At 40.3% G+C, this 19,994-nt stretch carries 21 protein-coding genes; 9 read left to right on the top strand and 12 right to left on the bottom strand.

What is annotated here, in order from left to right; genetic code table 11:
* Positions 1 to 19: 19 nt before the first annotated feature.
* The 7 genes from F959_RS16030 to ubiG all read right to left on the bottom strand — a co-directional run bounded on the left by F959_RS16030 (position 20) and on the right by ubiG (position 6,558).
* On the bottom strand, positions 20 to 1,009 hold the full coding sequence (locus F959_RS16030; protein ID WP_004882164.1) for an aliphatic sulfonate ABC transporter substrate-binding protein: 990 nt from the start codon (positions 1,007 to 1,009) through the stop codon (positions 20 to 22).
* Between the two features lie 12 nt (positions 1,010 to 1,021).
* The gene (locus F959_RS16025; protein ID WP_004882163.1) at positions 1,022 to 2,014 is read right to left on the bottom strand and encodes a sulfonate ABC transporter substrate-binding protein; all 993 of its coding nucleotides are present in this window, start codon (positions 2,012 to 2,014) and stop codon (positions 1,022 to 1,024) included.
* Positions 2,015 to 2,329: 315 nt separating this feature from the next.
* Complete coding sequence (argA, locus tag F959_RS16020; protein WP_004882162.1) at positions 2,330 to 3,685, bottom strand: amino-acid N-acetyltransferase; 1,356 nt, start codon at positions 3,683 to 3,685, stop codon at positions 2,330 to 2,332.
* A gap of 111 nt (positions 3,686 to 3,796) precedes the next feature.
* Positions 3,797 to 4,183, bottom strand: coding sequence for an RcnB family protein (locus tag F959_RS16015; protein ID WP_004882161.1), 387 nt, complete (start codon positions 4,181 to 4,183; stop codon positions 3,797 to 3,799).
* A gap of 181 nt (positions 4,184 to 4,364) precedes the next feature.
* The gene (locus tag F959_RS16010) at positions 4,365 to 5,111 is read right to left on the bottom strand and encodes a YciK family oxidoreductase (protein ID WP_004882160.1); all 747 of its coding nucleotides are present in this window, start codon (positions 5,109 to 5,111) and stop codon (positions 4,365 to 4,367) included.
* Between the two features lie 35 nt (positions 5,112 to 5,146).
* Positions 5,147 to 5,845 (bottom strand): HAD family hydrolase, encoded by a 699-nt coding sequence (locus F959_RS16005; protein ID WP_004882159.1) that lies wholly within the window; start codon positions 5,843 to 5,845, stop codon positions 5,147 to 5,149.
* Entirely contained in the window at positions 5,845 to 6,558 is a 714-nt protein-coding gene (ubiG, locus tag F959_RS16000; RefSeq protein ID WP_004882158.1) for a bifunctional 2-polyprenyl-6-hydroxyphenol methylase/3-demethylubiquinol 3-O-methyltransferase UbiG, read from the bottom strand. The genes F959_RS16005 and ubiG overlap by 1 nt, the downstream gene beginning before the upstream one ends.
* A gap of 180 nt (positions 6,559 to 6,738) precedes the next feature.
* On the opposite strand from ubiG, the gene F959_RS15995 reads away from it, so the two are divergent.
* A complete protein-coding gene (locus F959_RS15995; protein WP_004882157.1) occupies positions 6,739 to 7,359 on the top strand; it encodes a thiol:disulfide interchange protein DsbA/DsbL in 621 nt (206 codons plus the stop codon).
* 51 nt (positions 7,360 to 7,410) lie between these two features.
* Here F959_RS15995 and F959_RS15990 read toward each other — a convergent pair whose 3' ends face one another.
* Both F959_RS15990 and F959_RS15985 read right to left on the bottom strand, forming a co-directional pair.
* On the bottom strand, positions 7,411 to 8,049 hold the full coding sequence (locus F959_RS15990; protein WP_004882156.1) for a TetR/AcrR family transcriptional regulator: 639 nt from the start codon (positions 8,047 to 8,049) through the stop codon (positions 7,411 to 7,413).
* Between the two features lie 107 nt (positions 8,050 to 8,156).
* Complete coding sequence (locus tag F959_RS15985) at positions 8,157 to 8,807, bottom strand: TetR family transcriptional regulator (protein WP_004882151.1); 651 nt, start codon at positions 8,805 to 8,807, stop codon at positions 8,157 to 8,159.
* A 577-nt stretch (positions 8,808 to 9,384) separates the two neighbouring features.
* Between F959_RS15985 and F959_RS15980 the strand changes: the two genes are divergently transcribed.
* The 6 genes from F959_RS15980 to F959_RS15960 all read left to right on the top strand — a co-directional run bounded on the left by F959_RS15980 (position 9,385) and on the right by F959_RS15960 (position 15,287).
* Positions 9,385 to 10,410 (top strand): ferredoxin reductase, encoded by a 1,026-nt coding sequence (locus F959_RS15980; RefSeq protein ID WP_004882149.1) that lies wholly within the window; start codon positions 9,385 to 9,387, stop codon positions 10,408 to 10,410.
* Positions 10,411 to 10,443: 33 nt separating this feature from the next.
* A complete protein-coding gene (locus tag F959_RS15975; RefSeq protein ID WP_171056614.1) occupies positions 10,444 to 11,586 on the top strand; it encodes a fatty acid desaturase family protein in 1,143 nt (380 codons plus the stop codon).
* Between the two features lie 97 nt (positions 11,587 to 11,683).
* A complete protein-coding gene (rph, locus tag F959_RS15970) occupies positions 11,684 to 12,400 on the top strand; it encodes a ribonuclease PH (RefSeq protein WP_004882145.1) in 717 nt (238 codons plus the stop codon).
* Between the two features lie 144 nt (positions 12,401 to 12,544).
* Positions 12,545 to 12,688, top strand: coding sequence for a hypothetical protein (locus tag F959_RS16785; protein ID WP_171054742.1), 144 nt, complete (start codon positions 12,545 to 12,547; stop codon positions 12,686 to 12,688).
* A gap of 20 nt (positions 12,689 to 12,708) precedes the next feature.
* Complete coding sequence (locus tag F959_RS15965) at positions 12,709 to 14,889, top strand: phosphocholine-specific phospholipase C (protein ID WP_004882144.1); 2,181 nt, start codon at positions 12,709 to 12,711, stop codon at positions 14,887 to 14,889.
* Between the two features lie 206 nt (positions 14,890 to 15,095).
* Positions 15,096 to 15,287 carry an ABZJ_00068 family colistin stress protein gene (locus F959_RS15960; protein WP_004882142.1) on the top strand — a complete coding sequence of 64 codons (192 nt, stop codon included), beginning with the start codon at positions 15,096 to 15,098 and terminating at the stop codon, positions 15,285 to 15,287.
* On the opposite strand, the gene nadC is transcribed toward F959_RS15960, so the two are convergent.
* A complete protein-coding gene (gene nadC, locus F959_RS15955) occupies positions 15,284 to 16,129 on the bottom strand; it encodes a carboxylating nicotinate-nucleotide diphosphorylase (protein WP_004882140.1) in 846 nt (281 codons plus the stop codon). The genes F959_RS15960 and nadC overlap by 4 nt on opposite strands.
* Positions 16,130 to 16,274: 145 nt before the next feature.
* Here nadC and ampD point away from each other — a divergent pair, with 145 nt between their 5' ends.
* Both ampD and murJ read left to right on the top strand, forming a co-directional pair.
* A complete protein-coding gene (gene ampD / locus F959_RS15950; RefSeq protein WP_004882139.1) occupies positions 16,275 to 16,868 on the top strand; it encodes a 1,6-anhydro-N-acetylmuramyl-L-alanine amidase AmpD in 594 nt (197 codons plus the stop codon).
* 62 nt (positions 16,869 to 16,930) lie between these two features.
* A complete protein-coding gene (murJ, locus tag F959_RS15945; protein ID WP_171056613.1) occupies positions 16,931 to 18,481 on the top strand; it encodes a murein biosynthesis integral membrane protein MurJ in 1,551 nt (516 codons plus the stop codon).
* Between the two features lie 47 nt (positions 18,482 to 18,528).
* Here the strand turns inward: murJ and F959_RS15940 are convergent, their stop codons facing one another.
* Both F959_RS15940 and F959_RS15935 read right to left on the bottom strand, forming a co-directional pair.
* On the bottom strand, positions 18,529 to 19,212 hold the full coding sequence (locus F959_RS15940; protein ID WP_017196978.1) for a BamJ family beta-barrel-assembly machinery protein: 684 nt from the start codon (positions 19,210 to 19,212) through the stop codon (positions 18,529 to 18,531).
* A gap of 45 nt (positions 19,213 to 19,257) precedes the next feature.
* A complete protein-coding gene (locus F959_RS15935) occupies positions 19,258 to 19,965 on the bottom strand; it encodes a BamJ family beta-barrel-assembly machinery protein (RefSeq protein WP_004882136.1) in 708 nt (235 codons plus the stop codon).
* Between the last annotated feature and the right edge of the window lie 29 nt (positions 19,966 to 19,994).

Raw genomic sequence — 19,994 nt, 5'->3', positions numbered from 1 at the left:
TTCCTTGTGAAAATTATGACTATTGGGCAGACCAGACACTGTGCTGAATATTGATGTGCACAGGAATGAGTTGCTCTTGTTTAAATAAATCGGCGATTTGCTGCTGACTTTTGATCACTTCACTGTTGAGTGCATATACAGGTGAAGGTTTTGGACGTTTATTGAGAACTTGTTGGGCGACAGGGGTGCTCAGACCTGTACTTTGTGCATAAATCTGTAAGGCTTGATCTTGATGCTTTACAATCCATTGATCTGCGTTATTTACACTGTTAATGAGTTTCTGCGCTGAATTTGGATGCTTTTGAATGAAGTCAGGATTGCCGATATAAAAAGAATAAGTGGTTGGAAAAGCAGAGCCATCGACCAAAGTTTTTGTAGGGCCTTGTAACTCTGCAGTTCCTAAGTAGGGTTCCCAAATTGCCCACGCATCTACGGCCTGCTTATCAAATGCTGCTCGTGCATCGGCAGGAGGTAACCAAATCGGTTGAATATCTTGCCAAGATAGCCCCGCTTTTTGCAGGGTTTTGGCGAGTAGTTCGTGTGCACTGGAACCTTTCTGTACCGCAACTCGCTTGCCTTTTAAATCTTGCAGGGTATTTATTTTATCGTTGGCATGAACCAATACAGCTTGGCCTTTGGGTGCAACCACCTCATAAGCCACGTAGCTCAACGGTTTTGCTGCGGCTTGAGCAAAGATCGGTGGGGTATTGCCAACATAGCCAAAATCGATAGCACCGACGGCAAGTGCTTCTAACATTTGCGGCCCAGCTGGGAATTCACGCCATTCAATTTTGGCGTTCGGAAATACTTGCTCAAACAGTTGTTGCTGTCTAGCTACCAATAAATTCAGTGATGATTTCTGAAAGCCAATAGACAGGGTTTTGACCACTGTATTTTCTTCGGCTGAAGTTACTTTCTCCGTACTTTGCGGCTCAGTTTTTTGGCAGCCGCTGAGTGAAAATGCAGAGATCAGTAAACTAATAACAGAAATCTTCGCTAACAACGTCATGATGCTCTCCTATTATTGAACGTTGTTCTTTAATACGGCATCTTGAATCACAAGCTGCTTGGGAATCAGTTTTTGTGCGAAGAAAGCATCGGCAACATATTGCTGTTCTATTGCGACTTTATTAGAGATGGGTTGAACTCCGAAACCCATACGTGAAATTGAGCTTTTCAAAACATCAAACTCAAGCCCTGTTGGTTTTTCCAGTAATTTTGCTGCATCGTCAGGATGGGTTTTGACCCAATCTGTCGTTTGATTGAGTGTTGTCACCACCGTATTTAAAACCTGTGGATGACGCTCAGCAAATTGACGATCAGCCAAATAAAATTGGTGATTGCTGACTAAATGTTCCCCTGTTGCAATGACACGCGCATGAATTTGATGTTCAGCTGCGGCGAAAAATGGATCCCAAATCACCCAAGCATCTACAGCACCTTTTTCAAATGCCGCGCGGGCATCCGCTGGCGGAAGATAAACGGCTTGAATATCTTTTAAACTGAGATTGTTTGCTTCTAAGAGTTTGAGTAGAAGATAGTGAACATTGGAGCCTTTATTTAGCGCCACACGTTTACCTTTCAGATCTTGGATGGATTGAATAGGAGAATTTTTTTGTACAATCAAGGCTTCGGCTTGTGGTGCTGCAGGTTGGTTCGCGACATAGACCAGATTGGGATTGGCGGCTTGAGCAAAGATTGGCGGTGCTTCACCTGCTTCGCCAAATACCACGCTACCTACATTTAATCCTTCCAAAAGTTGTGGGCCAGCTGGAAATTCAACCCATTTAACATTTACACCTTGAGCAGCAAGATTTTTTTCTAATTCACCTTTTGCTTTAACAATCGGCAAGATGCCATACTTTTGAAAGCCGATATTTAATGTTGTGGTTTCTTGTTTTGTTGTCTCCTGCTGCTCTGGTTTTTTTGCACAACCTGCAACACCCATTACACTGGCAAGACTTGCTGCAATGATTGTAGATGTTGCCCATGAACGATGAATAGAAATAGCCATGTGAGTTGCGCTCCCCGACAAATCAAAAGATTTAAATAAGATGAGCAACTAAGCTAAAACTTTTTTTATTGCATAAAAAATAACTAATTAGGCTTTGCTTATGATGAAAAAAGCAAAATAGAAGATTGCATAACTTTATCGATAGTTAGAATAAGAAAAACAATAGTTTATTTGGATAAAATATTGTTTTTTATGTTAAATTTTAATTTTTAGTTTAGGTGTTATTTATTTCTGATCTACTAATTAAGCAGAGATCATGATGATGAAGAGAGCTATTTATCAGAAATAAACATATCTCTTCACCATATTTAGTCTTCATATTAGCGTTTTTTTAAACACCAAAGAATTCCGCTGATAATTATAGAGTGCTTGGCGTGCATTCGGTAAATCATCTACGCTGGCAGGAATAAAGCCTTGTTCCAAGAACCAATGCGCTGTCCGAGTGGTCAGAACAAAGAGTTGCTGAATACCTTGTTGCTTGGCTTTAATTTCTAAAAATTGCAAAATCTGGCTACCACGATTGGATTTCCGATAGCTTGAATCGACAGCAACACAGGCAATTTCCGCTGAACGAATTTCATTTGATCCAGCAGGAATCGGATATAGTGCAGCGCAGGCCAAGATCATGCCGTCTCGTTCAATCACCGCAAACTGTTCAATTTCACTTTCAAGGCGTTCGCGTGAGCGATAAACCAGAATACCTTCTTGTTCCAAAGGGCGAAGTAAGTTAATTAGACCACCCACATCTTGAATATTGGCAATTCGCACCTCTTCATAGTGTGCATCTGTAATCAGCGTACCAATACCATCACGGGTAAATAGCTCTTCAATCAAAGCACCATCATATGCATAAGAAATTAAATGTACGCGATGAACACCAGATAAAGAGGCTTGTTGTGCTTGCTTTAGGTGTAAAGCAAATTCTGGATATTGTTGCTGATTTTGTTGAATATAGGGTTCAAGCTGCCGAGAACTTAGTTCACGAAGTAACTGTTTTTGCTCATTCATTAGCCCTTGTTTTTCCCCAAGGAAAATCAACTTATCTGCTTTCAAGGCAATCGCAGTTTTGGTCGCAACTTCTTCAGCGAGTAAGTTGAAGACTTCACCTGTGGCTGAATAGCCTGTTGGACCAAGCAGAACAATATTGTGATTGTCTAAATGACGTTGAATGGCATCTGTATCTACGGAGCGAACTTCTCCCGTCAGCTGGAAATCAATACCTTCACGAATGCCATACGGTTTGGCTGTGACAAAATTGCCTGATACGACATCAATGCGAGCACCATACATCGGTGAGTTGGCAAGTCCCATCGACAGCAATGCTTCAATTTCGAGGCGAATTGAGCCGACAGCATTCATGACACCACGTAGAGATTCGCGAGTCGTGACACGACGGTTTTGATGAAAAGGTGTTTCGATATGACGTTCGAGTAGATTTTGGTTAATCTGTGGACGTGCTCCATGCACGAGAATCAAGCGAATACCTAAAGAATGTAGCAGCGCAATATCGTGAATAATATGTTGAAAGTTATGGTGTTGAACGGCTTCACCACTAAACATTAACACAAAAGTTTTATCACGATGCGCGTTAATATACGGTGCAGAGTGGCGAAACCAATGTACATAATCTTGCGTTGTACTATTTGAAGTTTCAGTCATTTGGTTCGCCATGTTCATCTCAGAGATACATCAATTTATCTGATTCTAACCAAAAAAATGAAAAGATAAATCTATTCTCAAACTCACGAGGCAACTTTAATTGAATTGGATGATCAAAAAAGCTTAAAAGCCCATGATGCGGATAATACTATTATCGTCAGCATTGACTAAAATAAAGTCATTATTGATTTTATACCATTGTTGGTTACGGCCTGGTTTTGGTAGATTATTATCTTTATAATCAACCTTATAACCATTTCCACGGTAGTGTTGAGGCATCACATAGCCTGCTTGCCAACGATGTTGTTTTAAACGCTCGACACCACGTTCTTCACGCATACGACGTTCACGTTGACGATTTTCACCATCTGGACGATCAAAGCCACGACCATTTTGCCAGCCACCACCACGCTGAGCTTCATCACGATCAAAATGCGGACCTGCAAAACTAGCCATACTGCTAAAGATGGTCGTTGAACCTAAAATCAAGATAATGAAAAATTTTTTCATGATGCACCTTATGTATTTCGGATGTCTCTCATGTGAACTACTGTACGTTAAAAATGCAGAGAAACTGTGAAGATCAATTCATTATTCGATTAAAATAATGAAGAGACTTTAGTCCTTTCGCTGAAAACAACATCTTTAACGACAGTGTTCAATGTTATTTAGAATTATTCTATAAAATTAATTAACCTTGTGCATCAATACTTTGCCCGTTCATCTCTAAACTATCATCACCCATAAGGTAGAGATAGGCTGGCATGATGCTATCAGGCGTTGGAAGCACTTTTGGATCTTCTTCAGGATAGGCTTTTGCACGCATTGCAGTACGTGTGCCACCTGGGTTGATACAGTTAAAACGAATGTTTGGATACGTATTTTCTGCAGCAAAGATTTTGCTCATGGCTTCAGTTGCAACTTTAGAAACAGAATATGCTCCCCAAAGTGCACGTGCTTCACGGCCCACACTTGAGCTAGTGAATACCACAGAAGCGTGTTCCGATTTTTCAAGTAATGGCAGCAACGCTTGGGTCAATGCAAAAGGCGCACGTAAGTTGACCGCCATTACATCATCCCAAACATCAACAGGATAATGCGCAAGTTCAACTCGATCGCCGAGCATACCTGCATTATGCAAAATGCCATCAAGGCGACCAAATTGTTGTTCAAGCGTATCGACTAAAAGTTCATAGTCGTGGCTTGATGCCGTTGAAAGTTGTAAGGGTAAAATCGCAGGTTGGGGTGCTCCTAAGCCTTCGATTTCATCATAAATCACTTCAAGCTTATTGAGGGTACGGCCATGCAAAACAACTGTTGCGCCGTGAAGGGCATAACTCATAGCAGCAGCACGTCCGATCCCATCACCTGCACCAGTGATCAGGATAATACGATCTTTTAATAGATCAGGACGAGGTTGATATTCTGAATATTTCATTGTTATGCCTCCTGTTATGATCTTCAATATAATGTTTAACCCATCATACCCTGATTTTCTGACAAAACAGTGATTTTCTGTTTAAGCAGTTGATGGAGTTCAGGGATGGTGTAAATAATGGCATCAGCTTGCCATGCTGCGAGATCGTCACGTGATTCAACAGGTAAATAACCATAAGCCGCTAAGATGGTGTACATGTCCGCATTACGACCTGCATCAATGTCACGCGGATGATCGCCTACATAAATAATCTCTTGCACATCAATATCGAGCTGTTTTGCTGCAAGATACATGGGTTCAGGATCAGGTTTGGTCTTGCTGACATCCTCAGGGCAAACCAGCACTGCACAACGTTCAGTGAGATTCAATTTTGCCAATAGTGACTCACTTAAACCGCGTGGTTTATTGGTGACAATTCCCCAAGGAATTTGATGTGCTTCAAGCTCCTCAAGCAAAGGATACATCCCTAAAAAGAGATCGGTATCGACCACAATATTGTCACCATACACATCTAAAAAACGTTGGCGATGTGCTAAAAATACAGGGTCGGTGACATCTAATTCTGGATAGACCAGTTTGACCATGGCACGCGCGCCTTCAGACACTTGGGTGCGAATGGTCTCAGCATCAACAACAGGACGTTGTTCATCACGACACATCTGCTGGATGATGCGGATGAAATCCGCAGCAGTATCGATTAAGGTACCATCAAGATCAAATAAAACAGCTTTCATTAAGCACCTGTATTCGTAGTATGAACCATATAATTCACATCAACATTTGGTGCTAACCAATAGTGTTTGGTGATTGGATTGTAATGAAGTCCAGTCATTTCCTTTAAGGTCAATCCTGCATTACGAATATCATGTGCCATTTCAGAAGGGCGAATAAATTTATGATAATCATGCGTACCTTTTGGTAGTAAACGCAGCACGTATTCGGCACCAATAATGGCAAATAAATAAGATTTAGGGTTGCGGTTAATGGTTGAAAAGAACACATGACCACCAGGTTTGACTAAGCTTTGGCAAGCTTTTACGATGGATGCTGGATCAGGAACGTGTTCCATCATTTCCATGCAAGTCACTACATCATATTGACCTGCTTGTTCTTGCGCTAGTTGTTCAACAGGAATCTGGCGATATTCAATATTTTGTACATTGTCTTGTTGTGCATGTAAGCGACCAACAGCAAGTGGTGCTTCGCCCATGTCGATACCGAGGACATTTGCACCGCGGCGAGCCATACTTTCTGCCAAAATTCCGCCACCGCAGCCGACATCGATCACTTTTTTGCCCGCTAACCCGCCAACACGTTCATCAATCCAATTTAAGCGTAATGGATTAATTTGGTGTAGAGGGCGGAACTCAGAATGTTGATCCCACCATTTGGCAGCCAGTGCTTCAAATTTTGCGATTTCTTGTGGGTCAACATTCAATTGCGACATGGTGTCACCTCTATATTTTAGGATGATTATTTCGGTTTAATCTGTTGGTAGTGTAGCGATTCTGGAAAAAAAAGCGATAAATCCAATAAAAAACTTCACAGAAGCAAAACGAATTGGTCGTGTTTGTTTTATATTTAGCATATAAACTTACGAAAAATGCTTAGAGGAAAAGCAAACTCAATGAAAAAGTTAGTATTAGGTGGTTTAAGTGCGGCTGTAATGGCATTTTCAATGAATGCAATGGCTGCGGATTTTGTTGCTGGTAAAGATTATATCGTGGTTGCAAATCCAGGTAAGACAGCTGCACCTGCAGGACAGCTCGAAGTTCGAGAATTTTTCTGGTACGGTTGCCCGCACTGCTTCAAGCTTGAGCCACATATGCAAACGTGGTTGAAGAAAATTCCAAAAGATGTTTATTTCCTTCGTACACCAGCGGCAATGAACAAAGTATGGGAACAAGGTGCGCGTGGTTACTACGTGTCTGAAGCGCTTGGCGTGCGTAAGAAAACACATATTCCTTTGTTCCATGCAATTCATGAAGGTGGTCAGCAGATTTTTGACCAAGCATCACAAGCGAAATTCTTTGCGCGTTATGGTGTCCCTGAAGCGAAATTTAATAGCATGTTTAATTCTTTCCCGATTACAGCAAAAATTGCTGAGTCAAATAAATTGGCTCAACAATATCAGTTGACGGGTGTACCAGCAGTTGTTGTAAACGGTAAATACGTTGTACAGGGCGAAGACGGTAAAGTGACTCAAGTTATTGATTACTTATTGGAAAAAGAGCGTAAAGTAAAATAATTTGTGTTTCGCAAAGATTAAAAAAGGACTGTTAATACAGTCCTTTTTCTTTTAATTCTTTTCGTCGAGATGAAATTCTTTTAAATCAATTTGCACGGTTTGCGTTGGCAAAGAGAGCGCTTGACTGACATAGAGGTTGATTAATTTCTGACGTGAACCAATTGAACGTTGATAATAACTTGAGTTTAAAAGCAATGCAGCGCCATAAGTCAGTGACCAGATATAAGATAAATAGTCACGAATCGACATATCATAGTTCTGAGATTTTAAATATTTCTCAGTCATATCTTTCAAAGAAACAATCCGTTGCTGGCGAACTTCATAAAGCTCATCAAATAGATGCTTTAACTTTGATTCGGTCATCGTTAAATGCTCTTCGAGCTGATGCAGCAAAATCGTACGACTAGGTGCCATCAGGTGATGCAACATATAGCGAGGTGCGTATTCTTTGAAGTCAGTGTTGTACTGGTCTGAAATCTTTAGAATTTCTTTTTCATTTTGAATGATTAATTCAAGTAGCAATTCATTTTTGCTACGAAAGTGCTTGTATAAAGTGCCCTTAGCAATATCTAGTTCGGCAACCAGTTCATCTAAGGTCATTTCTTGGTTGTTTTCTAATAATAATTTTTCCGCAACCTGCAAAATTTTTTCTTTACGAATTAAGAACTGGGTATGACGATCAGGATTCATGATGCTTATAAGCTCCTCATAGTGTTCTAAACGGCATCGCATAATTGTTGAACACAATCATAATGCTAAGCAATGCTTTTATATATCAAACTTTAGCTTTGATATGATCAAGCGTTTTGTGGTTCCCAATTTGAGATACCGCGGAATAATAAGCGTACTTGCGTCGCTGCATTATCAATAAAGAGGTTTTGCTGTTCCAGTAGATGATCAATCGTAAATTGTTTTGGTAAATTGATCCATGTCATTGCCCATGTAAATGACATATTAATTAATATGGTGGATAGGACTTGCAGATCTTTGGCTTCTTTGATGTGCTTAAAGGTCTCAAGCTTGCATAAGTCGATAGCAAGGTCTTCAATTAAAAACTCAATTTCGCGTGCGATTGCGATCCGAACGGATTCTGAACCACCCCAACGCTCCGCAATCATAAACTGCCATTGTTGTGGGCTGTGGTTAACTGCCTGTACAAATAGCTCAATACTAGTACGTGTTTTCGCACCGCCACTATGCTGTAAATAACTTTGTCCAAGTTGATGAATCAAACTTTTTAAGTGCAGCGAAACTTGGTCAACAAGCTCTTGCCCCAAAGCTTCCATATCTTGGAAATGACGATAAAACGCAGTTGGTACTAAACCAACTTCACGTGCAACTTCACGCAAACTAATACTACTAAATGAGCGCCCTGAAGTACTCAGGTGGAGTGCTGCATCTAGTAGAGCCTGCCGACTTTGTTGTTTTCGTTCATCTCTAATCGACATGAATAAGACTCATTGAAACCGTACAGCAGAGTCTAGCAAAAAAAACAGGATTTTTTTAGCCCTGAGCGAGGATTAAACAAAGCAACTTTTGTCCTGAGAAGCGTCTAAAGCTTCGCAAGAAGATGAACAGCTGTGCTGTGAATATAAGGATTAAACAAAGCAACTTTTGTCCTGAGAAGCGTTTAAAACTTCGCAAGAAGATGAACAGTTGTGCCGTGAATATGGGGTTAAATAAAGCTACTGTGTCTTGAAAAGCCCTCTGAAGCCTCGTAAGAAGAAAACAATCTGAGCGCTGAGAAGTCTTTATCAGCTTATCAAAAAGCTGATTAGTTATTTGAACGGGAGCGGATGATGTTCAATCAAGATGCATAGATGTATTGGTGCAGGACTGAATACAATGTGATCAAAAACTATTTTCTTAATCTTTTTAAAAACTTATTAAAAAGTATAAAAAATATTCAAAAAATTAGTGAACAAGTGTTGACTCAGTGAACACAAATAAATATAGTGTACATATGTTCACTACATGAACATTTGTTCACTCAATATAAATAGCCAGATACAAAACGAGGAACGTATGAATGCAAAGTTAGGTTATCAGCCACATTGGGTAAGAGAAGATTTCGTTGATTTTATTTTGCAAAAAATAAAACCAACATTTGCTTGGAAACGCATTCTTGCTGAAGTGACAGCTGTGCGTCCATTAAGTACAGATATGGTTTTATTGACCTTAAAACCAAATCATAACTTTGACCTTTCTCGTGTATGTGCAGGGCAAAGTGTTTTGATTACCTTGATGATCCAAGGCGTATATCACCAACGTAGCTACTCTATTATAGATATCACTGCACAAGGTGAAATCCGTTTAGGCATTAAAGTACAAGGTCTTGTATCAAGTGCAGCACAACTTTTACATGTCGGCGAAAGTGTTGAGATTTCTCAAGCACAAGGTGATTTTGTACTTCATCAAGGACAGCAACCTGCGGTATTCATCGCATCAGGTTCTGGGATTACTGCAATTTATTCATTAGTGAAACAAGCAATTGCACAACAGTTAAAAGAAATACATGTGGTGTACTTCAACCGTGCTGAAGTCTTCCACCAAGAAATCTTGGATTTGGCGCAGCAATATCCACAAGTGAAATATCACTTTTTTAATACGGCTGAACAAAAGCAGCATTTAGATGATGCGTTATTAAAGCAATTGGTTCCGAATTTTGCTGAATTGCAAGCCTATGCTTGTGGTCATCACAGCATGATGCGCCAAGCACAAGAAATTTATACGCAACATGGTGTAGTCGAAAATTTTCATCAAGAGTTTTTCCAACCTGTTCAACTTGAACAGTCGAATGAAGCTCAGAACATTACATTCCGTCGTTCGCAACAAAACTTTATTGCAACGACAAATCTTTTAAGTAGTGCAGAACAAGCAGGATTACGTCCACAACATGGTTGTCGAATGGGGGTATGTAATCGTTGTAGCTGTACCAAAGTCAGTGGTGTAACGCAAAACGTGCTCACAGGTGAAATTGATGATCAGCCAAACCGTGCGATCAAATTATGTGTGAGCCAAGCCCTTAGCCCAGTCACGATTGACCTATAAAAACAAAGACATTTGAGGATTATCGCAATGAATATGGCATTAGAATTTAAAGCAGCATCAAAATCAGCTCATCTAACACCAGAGCAAATAGAAGAGTTTGGTCGTCGTGTAGAACAGATTCGTTTAGATGTGATGCAGAATCTAGGCGAACAAGATTCAAAATATATTTATAAAGTACGTAATTTCGTGCGTTATACCGAAATCGCATCTCGTGGAATGTTGATGTTCGGTGGTTGGATCCCACCAGTATGGTTGTTGGGGACAGCCATGCTTGGTGTGTCTAAGATCGTAGAGAATATGGAACTTGGTCATAACGTGATGCATGGTCAGTTTGACTGGTTGAATGATCCAAGTTTACGTGGCGAAGATTATGACTGGGACAACACTTGTTCAGGTAATGACTGGCGTTATACCCATAACTATATGCACCATACTTATACCAACATTGTCGGTAAAGACCATGATGTGGGATATGGCATCTTACGTGTAACAGAAGATCAGAAGTGGGAAGTGCGTCATCTGTTCAATATCCCATTGGCATTACAATTGATGTTCTTCTTCCAATGGTATGTGGGCGTGCAAAATTTACATCTTGAAGATGCTTTGGTATATAAAACCAAAACGTGGAAACAAGTTTGGGCAGATGCAGCTGAGTTCCGTAAGAAAGCTAAACGTCAAGTCTTAAAAGATTATGTGTTCTTTCCAGCGATTGCGACTATTAACTTTATTCCTGTATTAGCAGGGAATGCTGTGGCAAATATTATCCGTAATCTTTGGTCATCAGCCGTGATTTTTAATGGTCACTTTACTGAAGATGCTGAAACATTTGAAGCGGATAACACTGAAAATGAAAGCAAAGCAGAGTGGTACTTACGTCAGATCCGTGGTTCGAGTAACTTTACAGGCGGTAAGTGGATGCACTTTATGAGTGGTAACTTGAGCCATCAAATTGAGCATCATTTATTCCCAGATATGCCAGCCAATCGTTATGAAGAAGTTGCACCAAAAATCAGAGCTTTATGTGCTGAATATGGCGTGAACTATAACGAAGCAAACTTTATGAAACAGTTCTGGACCGTTTGGGTACGTTTAGCGAAGTGCTCATTGCCAAATGATATGGGTGCAAACCTAACTCAAGCATTCAGCAAACTGAAAGCAAAATTGAAGCTTGCTTAAACTGGTGAATTGTAACGAATAAGTAAAACTGAAAGTACGTGTAATTGAGCTATACTATGGCGCAATGATATTTGAGCCATAGTTTTAAGGAATCGTTATGCGTATTGACCAAAGAGCATTAGACCAATTACGTGAAGTAAAAATTACGCGTAATTATACCCGTTACGCGGAAGGTTCAGTTTTGGTTGAGTTTGGTCATACCAAAGTGTTGTGTACGGCGAGTATTGATAATTCAGTACCGCGATTTCTGAAAGGTCAGGGTCAAGGTTGGGTCACTGCTGAATACGGTATGTTACCGCGTTCAACACATACCCGTAGTGACCGTGAGGCAGCACGTGGTAAGCAGACAGGTCGTACTCAGGAAATTCAACGTTTAATTGGTCGTAGCCTTCGCGCCATGGTTGATTTGAAAAAGTTGGGTGAAAACACGATTACGATTGACTGTGATGTTATCCAAGCTGACGGTGGTACACGTACTGCAGCAATCACAGGTGCAGCGGTTGCCTTGGTTGATGCGATGAATGTGTTACTGAGCAACAAAAAAATTAAACAAGACCCATTAAAGGGTTTGGTTGCAGCAATTTCGGTCGGGATGTATCAAGACGAAGTCCTACTCGATCTTTGCTACGAAGAAGATTCAAATTGCCAAACGGATTTAAACGTGGTGATGACACAAGCTGGTGAGTTTATTGAAATTCAAGGAACGGCTGAAGAAAAACCGTTCACGCGCCAGCAGTGCAATGCCATGTTAGAGCTTGCAGAGAAAGGAATCTTGGAATTGATTCAGAAGCAACAGCAAGCACTCGGTTGGTAAGTTCCAGTTGATAGTGCGGGCGGTCTGGTTTTTTTAGACCGCCTTTTTTTTATCTTCAATGTCATTGAATTGCTATAAAACAATCATTCAACTGTCATTTATATTGTATTGACTATCTGCACGAATATTTTAACGGATAGTAAAATGCGAAATTTCCTTTTAGTGCTGCTGAGTAGTAGTGTCTTCTTATTAAGTGCGTGTAATGACAATGATAGTGGCGATAACAATAAACCTACGCCAACACCAGAGCCGCCAACCTCGAACTGTAAAATCCATTGCGCCCCATAATAAGAATAAGGAAATAACAAATGAACCGTCGTGATTTTTTATTAAATTCAACCAAAGCACTTTTTGGAACAGCCGCTTTAACGAGCTTTCCAATGAGTATTCAAAAAGCATTAGCGATTGATGCCAAAGTAGAAACAGGAACAATTAAAGACGTTAAACATGTGGTGATTCTGACCCAAGAAAACCGTTCGTTTGATAATTATTTTGGTACCTTGAAAGGCGTACGTGGTTTTGGTGACCGTTTTACCATCCCTTTAACTCAGGGACGTAAAGTTTGGGAGCAATATGATGCGAACAAAAACAAAGTTTATCCCTACCATTTAGACAGTACGCGCGGTAACGCACAGCGTGTCAGTGGAACACCGCATTCATGGACCGATGGGCAGTACGCGTGGGATCATGGTCGTATGGGTAGTTGGGTGCAATATAAACAACCTCAGTCTATGGGATATTACAAACAGCAAGAAGTTGAGTTTCAGTTTGCTTTAGCCAATGCCTTTACTTTATGTGATGCATATCACTGTGCGATGCATACAGGAACTAATTCCAATCGTATGTTTATTTGGACGGGAACGAATGGCCCAACTACAGGAAATGTGGCCAGTGTAGTCAATGATTTAGATGCGATAGGTCCATCAACGACAGGTTATGATTGGACAACTTATCCAGAACGTTTGCAACAAGCAGGCGTAAGCTGGAAAGTTTACCAAAACATGCCAGATAACTTTACAGATAATCCTTTAGCAGGTTTTAAACAGTATCGTCGTGCCAATGAGTTGTCTGGTAAACCTGTCAATAACAGTACCATTTGTCCAGCCTATGATCCTGCGATTGATGCAAATCAACCATTATATAAAGGGATTGCCAACACCATGCCTGATGGCGGATTTCTTGGGACATTTAAAGAGGATATTGCCCAAGGTCAATTACCTCAAGTGAGCTGGTTGGTCGCTCCAGCGACCTATAGTGAACATCCTGGACCTTCAAGCCCAGTTCAGGGCGCTTGGTATATTCAAGAGGTTTTGAATGCTTTAACGGAGCGTCCAGAAATTTGGAGTCAGACTGTCTTTTTAATTAATTTTGATGAGAATGATGGTTTCTTCGACCATGTGCCATCACCAAGTGCACCATCAATTGATGTGTCTGGTGAGGTCTGTGGTAAGTCGACATTAACTGAAGCGCAGATGTCGTATGAATATGCAACACATGACAAGGCATCATCGGGACAGCCAAACTTTACAGATCCAAAAGTGAGTAATGGGGTTGGGGTATATGGACCAGGGATTCGTGTTCCAATGTATATCATTTCCCCTTGGAGTCGTGGCGGTTGGGTCAATTCACAAGTATTTGATCATTCTTCGGTGATTCGTTTCTTGGAACAGTGCTTTGATGTAGAAGAACCGAATATCAGCCCTTATCGTCGTGCAGTATGTGGTGATTTAACGACAGCTTTTGATTTTGAAACACCGAATATTGTTCCATTGCCAGATCTATCAGGGAAGAAAACCAAAGCTGAAGCTGATGCAATTCGTAAAGCGCAAGAAGGTTTAGCTCAGGTGAGCCGCCCGCTGAATCAAGCTTATCCAATACAAGAAACAGGCATTCGTCCATCACGTGCATTGCCATATATCCTTCATACCAGTGCCAAAGTTGATGTTGCTGCGAAAACTGTAAAGTTGATGTTCTCCAATACAGGTACACATGCTGCAGTTTTCCATGTCTATGACAAATTGAATCTGGATGCTGTGCCTCGCCGCTATATGGTTGAAGCAGGCAAACAATTGGATGACATTTGGCAAACCAAAGAAAGTCGTTATGACTTATGGGTACTTGGGCCAAATGGTTTCCATCGAAGTTTTACTGGTGATTTATCTCAAGCAGAGCAATCTGCTGCCTTACCTGAGATACGCGTGTGTATGGAAGAGTGTGATCCGAAACTTTTCTTAAAAGTGCGTAATGATGCAGCTCAAACTGCAAAATTCATCGTAAAAGCCAATGCGTATTTACCAAGTCAAACATGGCAAATCGAAACAGCTGCAGCAGAGAAAGAGTTAAGCTGGGATATGAGCGAGTTTGGTGGCTGGTATGATTTCACGGTGACTATGGTCAACGAGCCAAGTTATAGCCGTCGTTTTGCTGGTCGTATTGAAACAAATGAAGATTCAATTTCTGATCCATACATGGGCTTTGTTGGTTCATGATGTTTTAATTTTGCGATTGCAAAAAAACAGTCTAAACACAGTTTAGGCTGTTTTTACTTTATTCTGGTTAGAGATGTAAAAACATGATGTTATCATTTTCTACATACCTTAACTGACGCATTTCATAATGTAACAGAGCACGCAAATTTGACTCATTTTGCTTTGTTAAATTTATAAAATTGAAAGAAAACAAAATAGGGATGAGAATGTTACAAGTATTTCTCGTATTTTTGACCGCAGTTACTTTTGTCTTGATGGCTGCTGACCCAAGACCTACTGATTCAACCGAAGCCAAATCAGCATGGACTGAGCGAGCTGAAGAAAGAAAAATAGAGATGCCTGAGGTTTCGGTTCAGCCAAAACGTTCAGAGCAAGAGAATAAATCCGAACAAGGTTAAGCGTTAAAACGCATCGATAAATCTACAGCGGTTACATCTTTGGTGAGCACGCCCATTGAAATGTAATCCACACCTGTCGTTGCGACTTCACGTAGATTTTCAATGGTGATATTACCTGATGCTTCTAATTTACAGCGTCCAGCGACATGATTCACCGCATCAATCATTTGTTGTTGGCTAAAGTTATCCAACATCACAATATCAGCCCCAGCTTCAAGCGCCTGATTCAGCTCGTCCCAAGTTTCAACTTCAACTTCAACAGGTTTACCCGGTGCAATGTCATGTGCTTTGACAATCGCTTGGGCAATACCACCAGCTGCCATGATGTGATTTTCTTTAATTAAAAATGCATCAAATAGACCTAAACGATGGTTTTGTCCACCGCCAACAGCCACAGCATATTTTTGTGCGATGCGTAATCCGGGTAAGGTTTTACGTGTATCCAATAATTTTGTATTTAATCCATCAAGCTGTTTAACGTAGTTTGCTGTTTTGGTCGCAACGGCTGAAAGCGTTTGTACAAAGTTTAACGCTGGACGCTCAACGGTAAGAAGGCTACGTGCTGAACCAGCAAGCTTTAGAAAAGCTTCATTTGCTGCAACAACATCACCTTCTTGCTTTAACCATGTAATTTGTACAGTTTCGTCATATGCCTTTATTAACGCATCAACCCAAGGTTGTCCCGCTAGAATCATTTCTTCACGAGTAATGATCGTGGCAGTCGCTTGTTCATCTACAGGTGTTAACATGGCAGTAATATCACCATCCCCAATATCTTCTTGTAATGCTTGTTGAATATTGATTTGAATAGATTGTTCAAGCAAAGATTGAGGAATACTCATACCATTTCCAGTATATTTTTGGCCAAAAAACTTGTGCGTTATATTAGCATTCTCAACATAAAAAATAAGTATTTCGTCTCGATTATTCGTGATAAAGCATGTCAGAATGCAGCATAGAAATATTAAATTGCTGATTCGAATGACAATGCAACACTCTAAATTTGCTCAAGTTGAGGATGGTGTATTAATTGGGGCAACTCAAATAGCATCTCCAAATTTTAATGTACGTCCAGATGGCACTGATATCCAACTGATTGTAATTCATAATATTAGTTTGCCTCCTTCACAATTTGGTGGGGGCTATATTCAGCAGTTTTTTCAGAATAAATTAGATTGGTCATTGCATCCTTATTTCCAGACCATTGAGGGAATGCAAGTTTCTGCACACTTATTGATCTTGAGAACAGGTGAGGTCATCCAATTTGTGAATTTTAATGACCGTTCTTGGCACGCGGGACGTTCTAGTTATTTGGCTCAAAAAGAATGTAACGACTATTCGATTGGAATTGAGCTGGAAGGAAGTGATGATTTACCATTTGAAAAAGAACAATATCAATCACTGGTAGAGGTTGTACAAACGCTTCAGCAAGCTTATCCAAAAATTCAAAATCATATTGCAGGACATTCTGATATTGCACCGAAACGTAAGACTGATCCCGGACCATTTTTTGACTGGCCGTTGTTCCGTTTCCAATTATCAGCAGCAAAATTATCCAAAAAAACATCGTTCGATTTATGATTTCACAACGAAATCTATTTGGACTTTCATTACAATAACGCTTTTTAAAAGATAAGCCGTAGGTGAATGCGATGGCATTGTGGCGATCGACTGTCATTGTCAGTGCAATGACAATGTTATCCCGAGTGTTGGGATTGGTACGAGATGTAGTACTACTCAACGTATTTGGTGCAGGGAAGGACTTCGATACATTCGTTGTTGCATTTCGTATTCCTAATTTTTTTCGGCGTTTATTTGCTGAGGGTGCATTTTCACAAGCCTTTATTCCTGTTTTAACAGAATATAAGACCAGTCGTGCGCATGCCGAAGTTCAGATTTTAATTAGTCGGGTATTTGGCTGCTTATTGACAGCCATGACCCTATTAACGTTTGTGGCAATGGTTGCTGCACCTGCCATTATTTATTTGTATGCACCTGGTTTCCATAACGATCCTGATAAATTTGCATTAGCCGTTGATATGTTTCGTTTAACGATTCCATATTTGATGTTTATGTCATTAACGGCATTTGCAAGTAGTATTCTAAACAGTTATGGCTCTTTTGCCTCACCTGCATTTGCACCTGTTTTATTAAATGTTGCAATGATCGCAGGGGCATGGTGGTTAACGCCGTTCATGGCTGAGCCAATTATGGCACTTGGTTGGGCAGTCATTGTGGCAGGTGTATTACAGCTTGCGATTCAAATTCCTGAGTTATGGAAGAAAAACTTACTTATTCCACCAAAAGTTGATTTTAAACATGAAGGTGTAGATCGTATTTTAAAGCTGATGTTGCCAGCTTTATTTGGTGTCTCAGTAACGCAAATTAATTTATTGCTCAATACAATCTGGGCATCATTCATGCAAGATGGTTCGGTGTCTTGGCTTTATAGTGCTGAGCGAATGACGGAGCTTCCATTGGGGTTGATTGGTGTGGCAATTGGCACGGTGATTTTGCCTTCATTATCAGCACGTCATGCCGAGCAAGATCAAGCCAAATTTAAGAGCATGATCGATTGGGCCGCTAAAATTATTATGTTAGTCGGTATCCCTGCCAGTATTGCTTTATTCATGTTATCGACACCGATTATTCAAGCATTGTTTCAGCGTGGTGAGTTTACATTAGAAGATACTCAAATGACGGCTTTAGCATTGCAATGTATGAGTGCTGGGGTGATTTCATTTATGTTGATCAAAGTATTTGCACCAGGATTTTATGCACAGCAAGATACTAAAACGCCAGTGCGTGTGGGGTTAATGGCGGTTGCAGCAAATGCTATTTTAAACGTGGTATTTATTGGTTTCTTTAAATTAATTGATTGGCATGCAGAGCATATGGCACTGGCCCTCGCTTCATCAGGTTCTGCTTTGGTGAATGCAGGAATGCTCTATTTCTATTTACATAAGCGTCATATCTACCGTTTTGGCGCGCATTGGAAGAAATTATTTTTCCAATTTGCGGTAGCGAATATGACCATGATTGCAGCTTTGTGGTATGCCTTAACATGGTATCAAGGCGATGTTTCACAATGGTTCCGTATTGCAGAAGTGATTGGTCTATGTGTGGTTGGCGTTTTGGCCTATTTAATTGGTTTAGTGGCAATGGGTTTTAGACCAAGACATTTAAAACATTAATACTCAATTATTCTAAAATTAAACCCTCCGAGATGGAGGGTTTTTTGTTATTTCACTTCGATCAGTTCGATATCAAAAATCAGTGTGCTGTTCGGGCCAATTCCATCACCAGCACCAATGTCACCATATGCTAAATCAGAAGGGATGAAGAAACGGCTTTTACCGCCTTCTTTCATGGTTTGAACACCTTCGGTCCAGCCAGAAATGACTTGATTGAGTTTAAACTCAGCAGGATGATTGCGTGCAATAGAACTATCAAAAACAGTGCCATCAAGCAAACGGCCTTCATAATTCACTTTTACCATAGAGGTGGCTTTAGGTGATTTACCTTTACCTTCTTGTAAGACTTGATACTGTAAACCTGATTTTGTTGTGATGATGTCTGCTTTTTTGGCATTTTCAGCTAAAAAAGCTTGACCAGCTTGCTCGTTTTGTTGCGCTAATTCTTGAAATTCAATCAACTGTTTTGCTTCAAGGCGTTTTTTATATTGATTTAAAACATTCGCCATTTCTTCATCGCTTAATGATGCTGTTTTACCTTGGGTCGCATCCTTTAAGCCCTGCACAAAGGTTTCAATATTTAAATCTTTCAGGGTTTCTGCATTTCCTTTACCCATCAAGTATCCATAACTATAGCCCAACTGTTCCTTTTGGGGGCTTTTTAATGTTGTCGGTGCTGCTTGAACCGTACCAATAGCTGATGCAATTAAAATTAGACTTAGTTTTTTCATTATTTCTTCCAAAATAAAGGAGAGCACATGCTCTCCTTATATCAATTATTTTACAGAGATTAATTCAACATCAAAAATTAATGTACTGTTCGGTGGAATAGAACCTGGTACGCCTTGCTCGCCATATCCCAGATTTGCAGGGATGTATAACGTTGCTTTACCGCCTTCTTTCATCAGTTGTAGACCTTCCGTCCAACCAGGAATCACTTGATTGAGCGGGAATTCAATTGGCTCGCCACGATCGTAAGAGCTGTCAAAGACCTTACCATCAGTGAGCTGACCTTTGTAGTGAACTTTAACGACAGAGGTGGCAGATGGCTGTTTACCAGTACCTTCTTTGATAATTTTGTACTGTAGACCTGAAGCAGTTGTTTTAACACCTTCTTTTTTGGCATTTTCAGCTAAAAAGCTATTGCTTGTTGCTTCTGCTTTTTTCGTTTCATTTAACTGTTTTTGTTGAATTTCTTTTTGAAAATCAACATAAGCTGCTTGTAGCTCTTCTTCTGTATATGCTGCTGGTTTTTGCGCATGTGCATCGCGGAAACCAGTAATAAATGAATTTGTATCTAATTCAGGAGGAGTTTGCTTTGCAACTTCATAACCCAAGGCATAACTGATTTTTGCTACAGGTGCTGCATTTTTATCAGCTTTAGCCCCAAGTTCAGTTGTTGGATGTTGTGTAGCGTAATAAACAGGAACAAGCGCTGCACCGCCTAAAACGGCTGCAACAACAAAAGGTAAAGCTTTACTCATGAGATGTCCCGATATGAGTTCTTAGTAAA

The sequence above is a fragment of the Acinetobacter venetianus RAG-1 = CIP 110063 genome (assembly GCF_000368585.1).
GTDB classification, from domain to species: Bacteria; Pseudomonadota; Gammaproteobacteria; order Pseudomonadales; family Moraxellaceae; genus Acinetobacter; species Acinetobacter venetianus.
This window is presented reverse-complemented; position numbering and strand designations above follow the sequence as displayed.

Bases quoted from the DNA above. Each gene is read 5' to 3' on its own strand.
- F959_RS16030 (WP_004882164.1), bottom strand. From the start codon at position 1,009: ATGACGTTGTTAGCGAAGATTTCTGTTATTAGTTTACTGATCTCTGCA.
- F959_RS16025 (WP_004882163.1), bottom strand. From the start codon at position 2,014: ATGGCTATTTCTATTCATCGTTCATGGGCAACATCTACAATCATTGCA.
- argA (WP_004882162.1), bottom strand. From the start codon at position 3,685: ATGGCGAACCAAATGACTGAAACTTCAAATAGTACAACGCAAGATTAT.
- F959_RS16015 (WP_004882161.1), bottom strand. From the start codon at position 4,183: ATGAAAAAATTTTTCATTATCTTGATTTTAGGTTCAACGACCATCTTT.
- F959_RS16010 (WP_004882160.1), bottom strand. From the start codon at position 5,111: ATGAAATATTCAGAATATCAACCTCGTCCTGATCTATTAAAAGATCGT.
- F959_RS16005 (WP_004882159.1), bottom strand. From the start codon at position 5,845: ATGAAAGCTGTTTTATTTGATCTTGATGGTACCTTAATCGATACTGCT.
- ubiG (WP_004882158.1), bottom strand. From the start codon at position 6,558: ATGTCGCAATTGAATGTTGACCCACAAGAAATCGCAAAATTTGAAGCA.
- F959_RS15995 (WP_004882157.1), top strand. From the start codon at position 6,739: ATGAAAAAGTTAGTATTAGGTGGTTTAAGTGCGGCTGTAATGGCATTT.
- F959_RS15990 (WP_004882156.1), bottom strand. From the start codon at position 8,049: ATGAATCCTGATCGTCATACCCAGTTCTTAATTCGTAAAGAAAAAATT.
- F959_RS15985 (WP_004882151.1), bottom strand. From the start codon at position 8,807: ATGTCGATTAGAGATGAACGAAAACAACAAAGTCGGCAGGCTCTACTA.
- F959_RS15980 (WP_004882149.1), top strand. From the start codon at position 9,385: ATGAATGCAAAGTTAGGTTATCAGCCACATTGGGTAAGAGAAGATTTC.
- F959_RS15975 (WP_171056614.1), top strand. From the start codon at position 10,444: ATGGCATTAGAATTTAAAGCAGCATCAAAATCAGCTCATCTAACACCA.
- rph (WP_004882145.1), top strand. From the start codon at position 11,684: ATGCGTATTGACCAAAGAGCATTAGACCAATTACGTGAAGTAAAAATT.
- F959_RS16785 (WP_171054742.1), top strand. From the start codon at position 12,545: ATGCGAAATTTCCTTTTAGTGCTGCTGAGTAGTAGTGTCTTCTTATTA.
- F959_RS15965 (WP_004882144.1), top strand. From the start codon at position 12,709: ATGAACCGTCGTGATTTTTTATTAAATTCAACCAAAGCACTTTTTGGA.
- F959_RS15960 (WP_004882142.1), top strand. From the start codon at position 15,096: ATGTTACAAGTATTTCTCGTATTTTTGACCGCAGTTACTTTTGTCTTG.
- nadC (WP_004882140.1), bottom strand. From the start codon at position 16,129: ATGAGTATTCCTCAATCTTTGCTTGAACAATCTATTCAAATCAATATT.
- ampD (WP_004882139.1), top strand. From the start codon at position 16,275: ATGCAACACTCTAAATTTGCTCAAGTTGAGGATGGTGTATTAATTGGG.
- F959_RS15940 (WP_017196978.1), bottom strand. From the start codon at position 19,212: ATGAAAAAACTAAGTCTAATTTTAATTGCATCAGCTATTGGTACGGTT.
- F959_RS15935 (WP_004882136.1), bottom strand. From the start codon at position 19,965: ATGAGTAAAGCTTTACCTTTTGTTGTTGCAGCCGTTTTAGGCGGTGCA.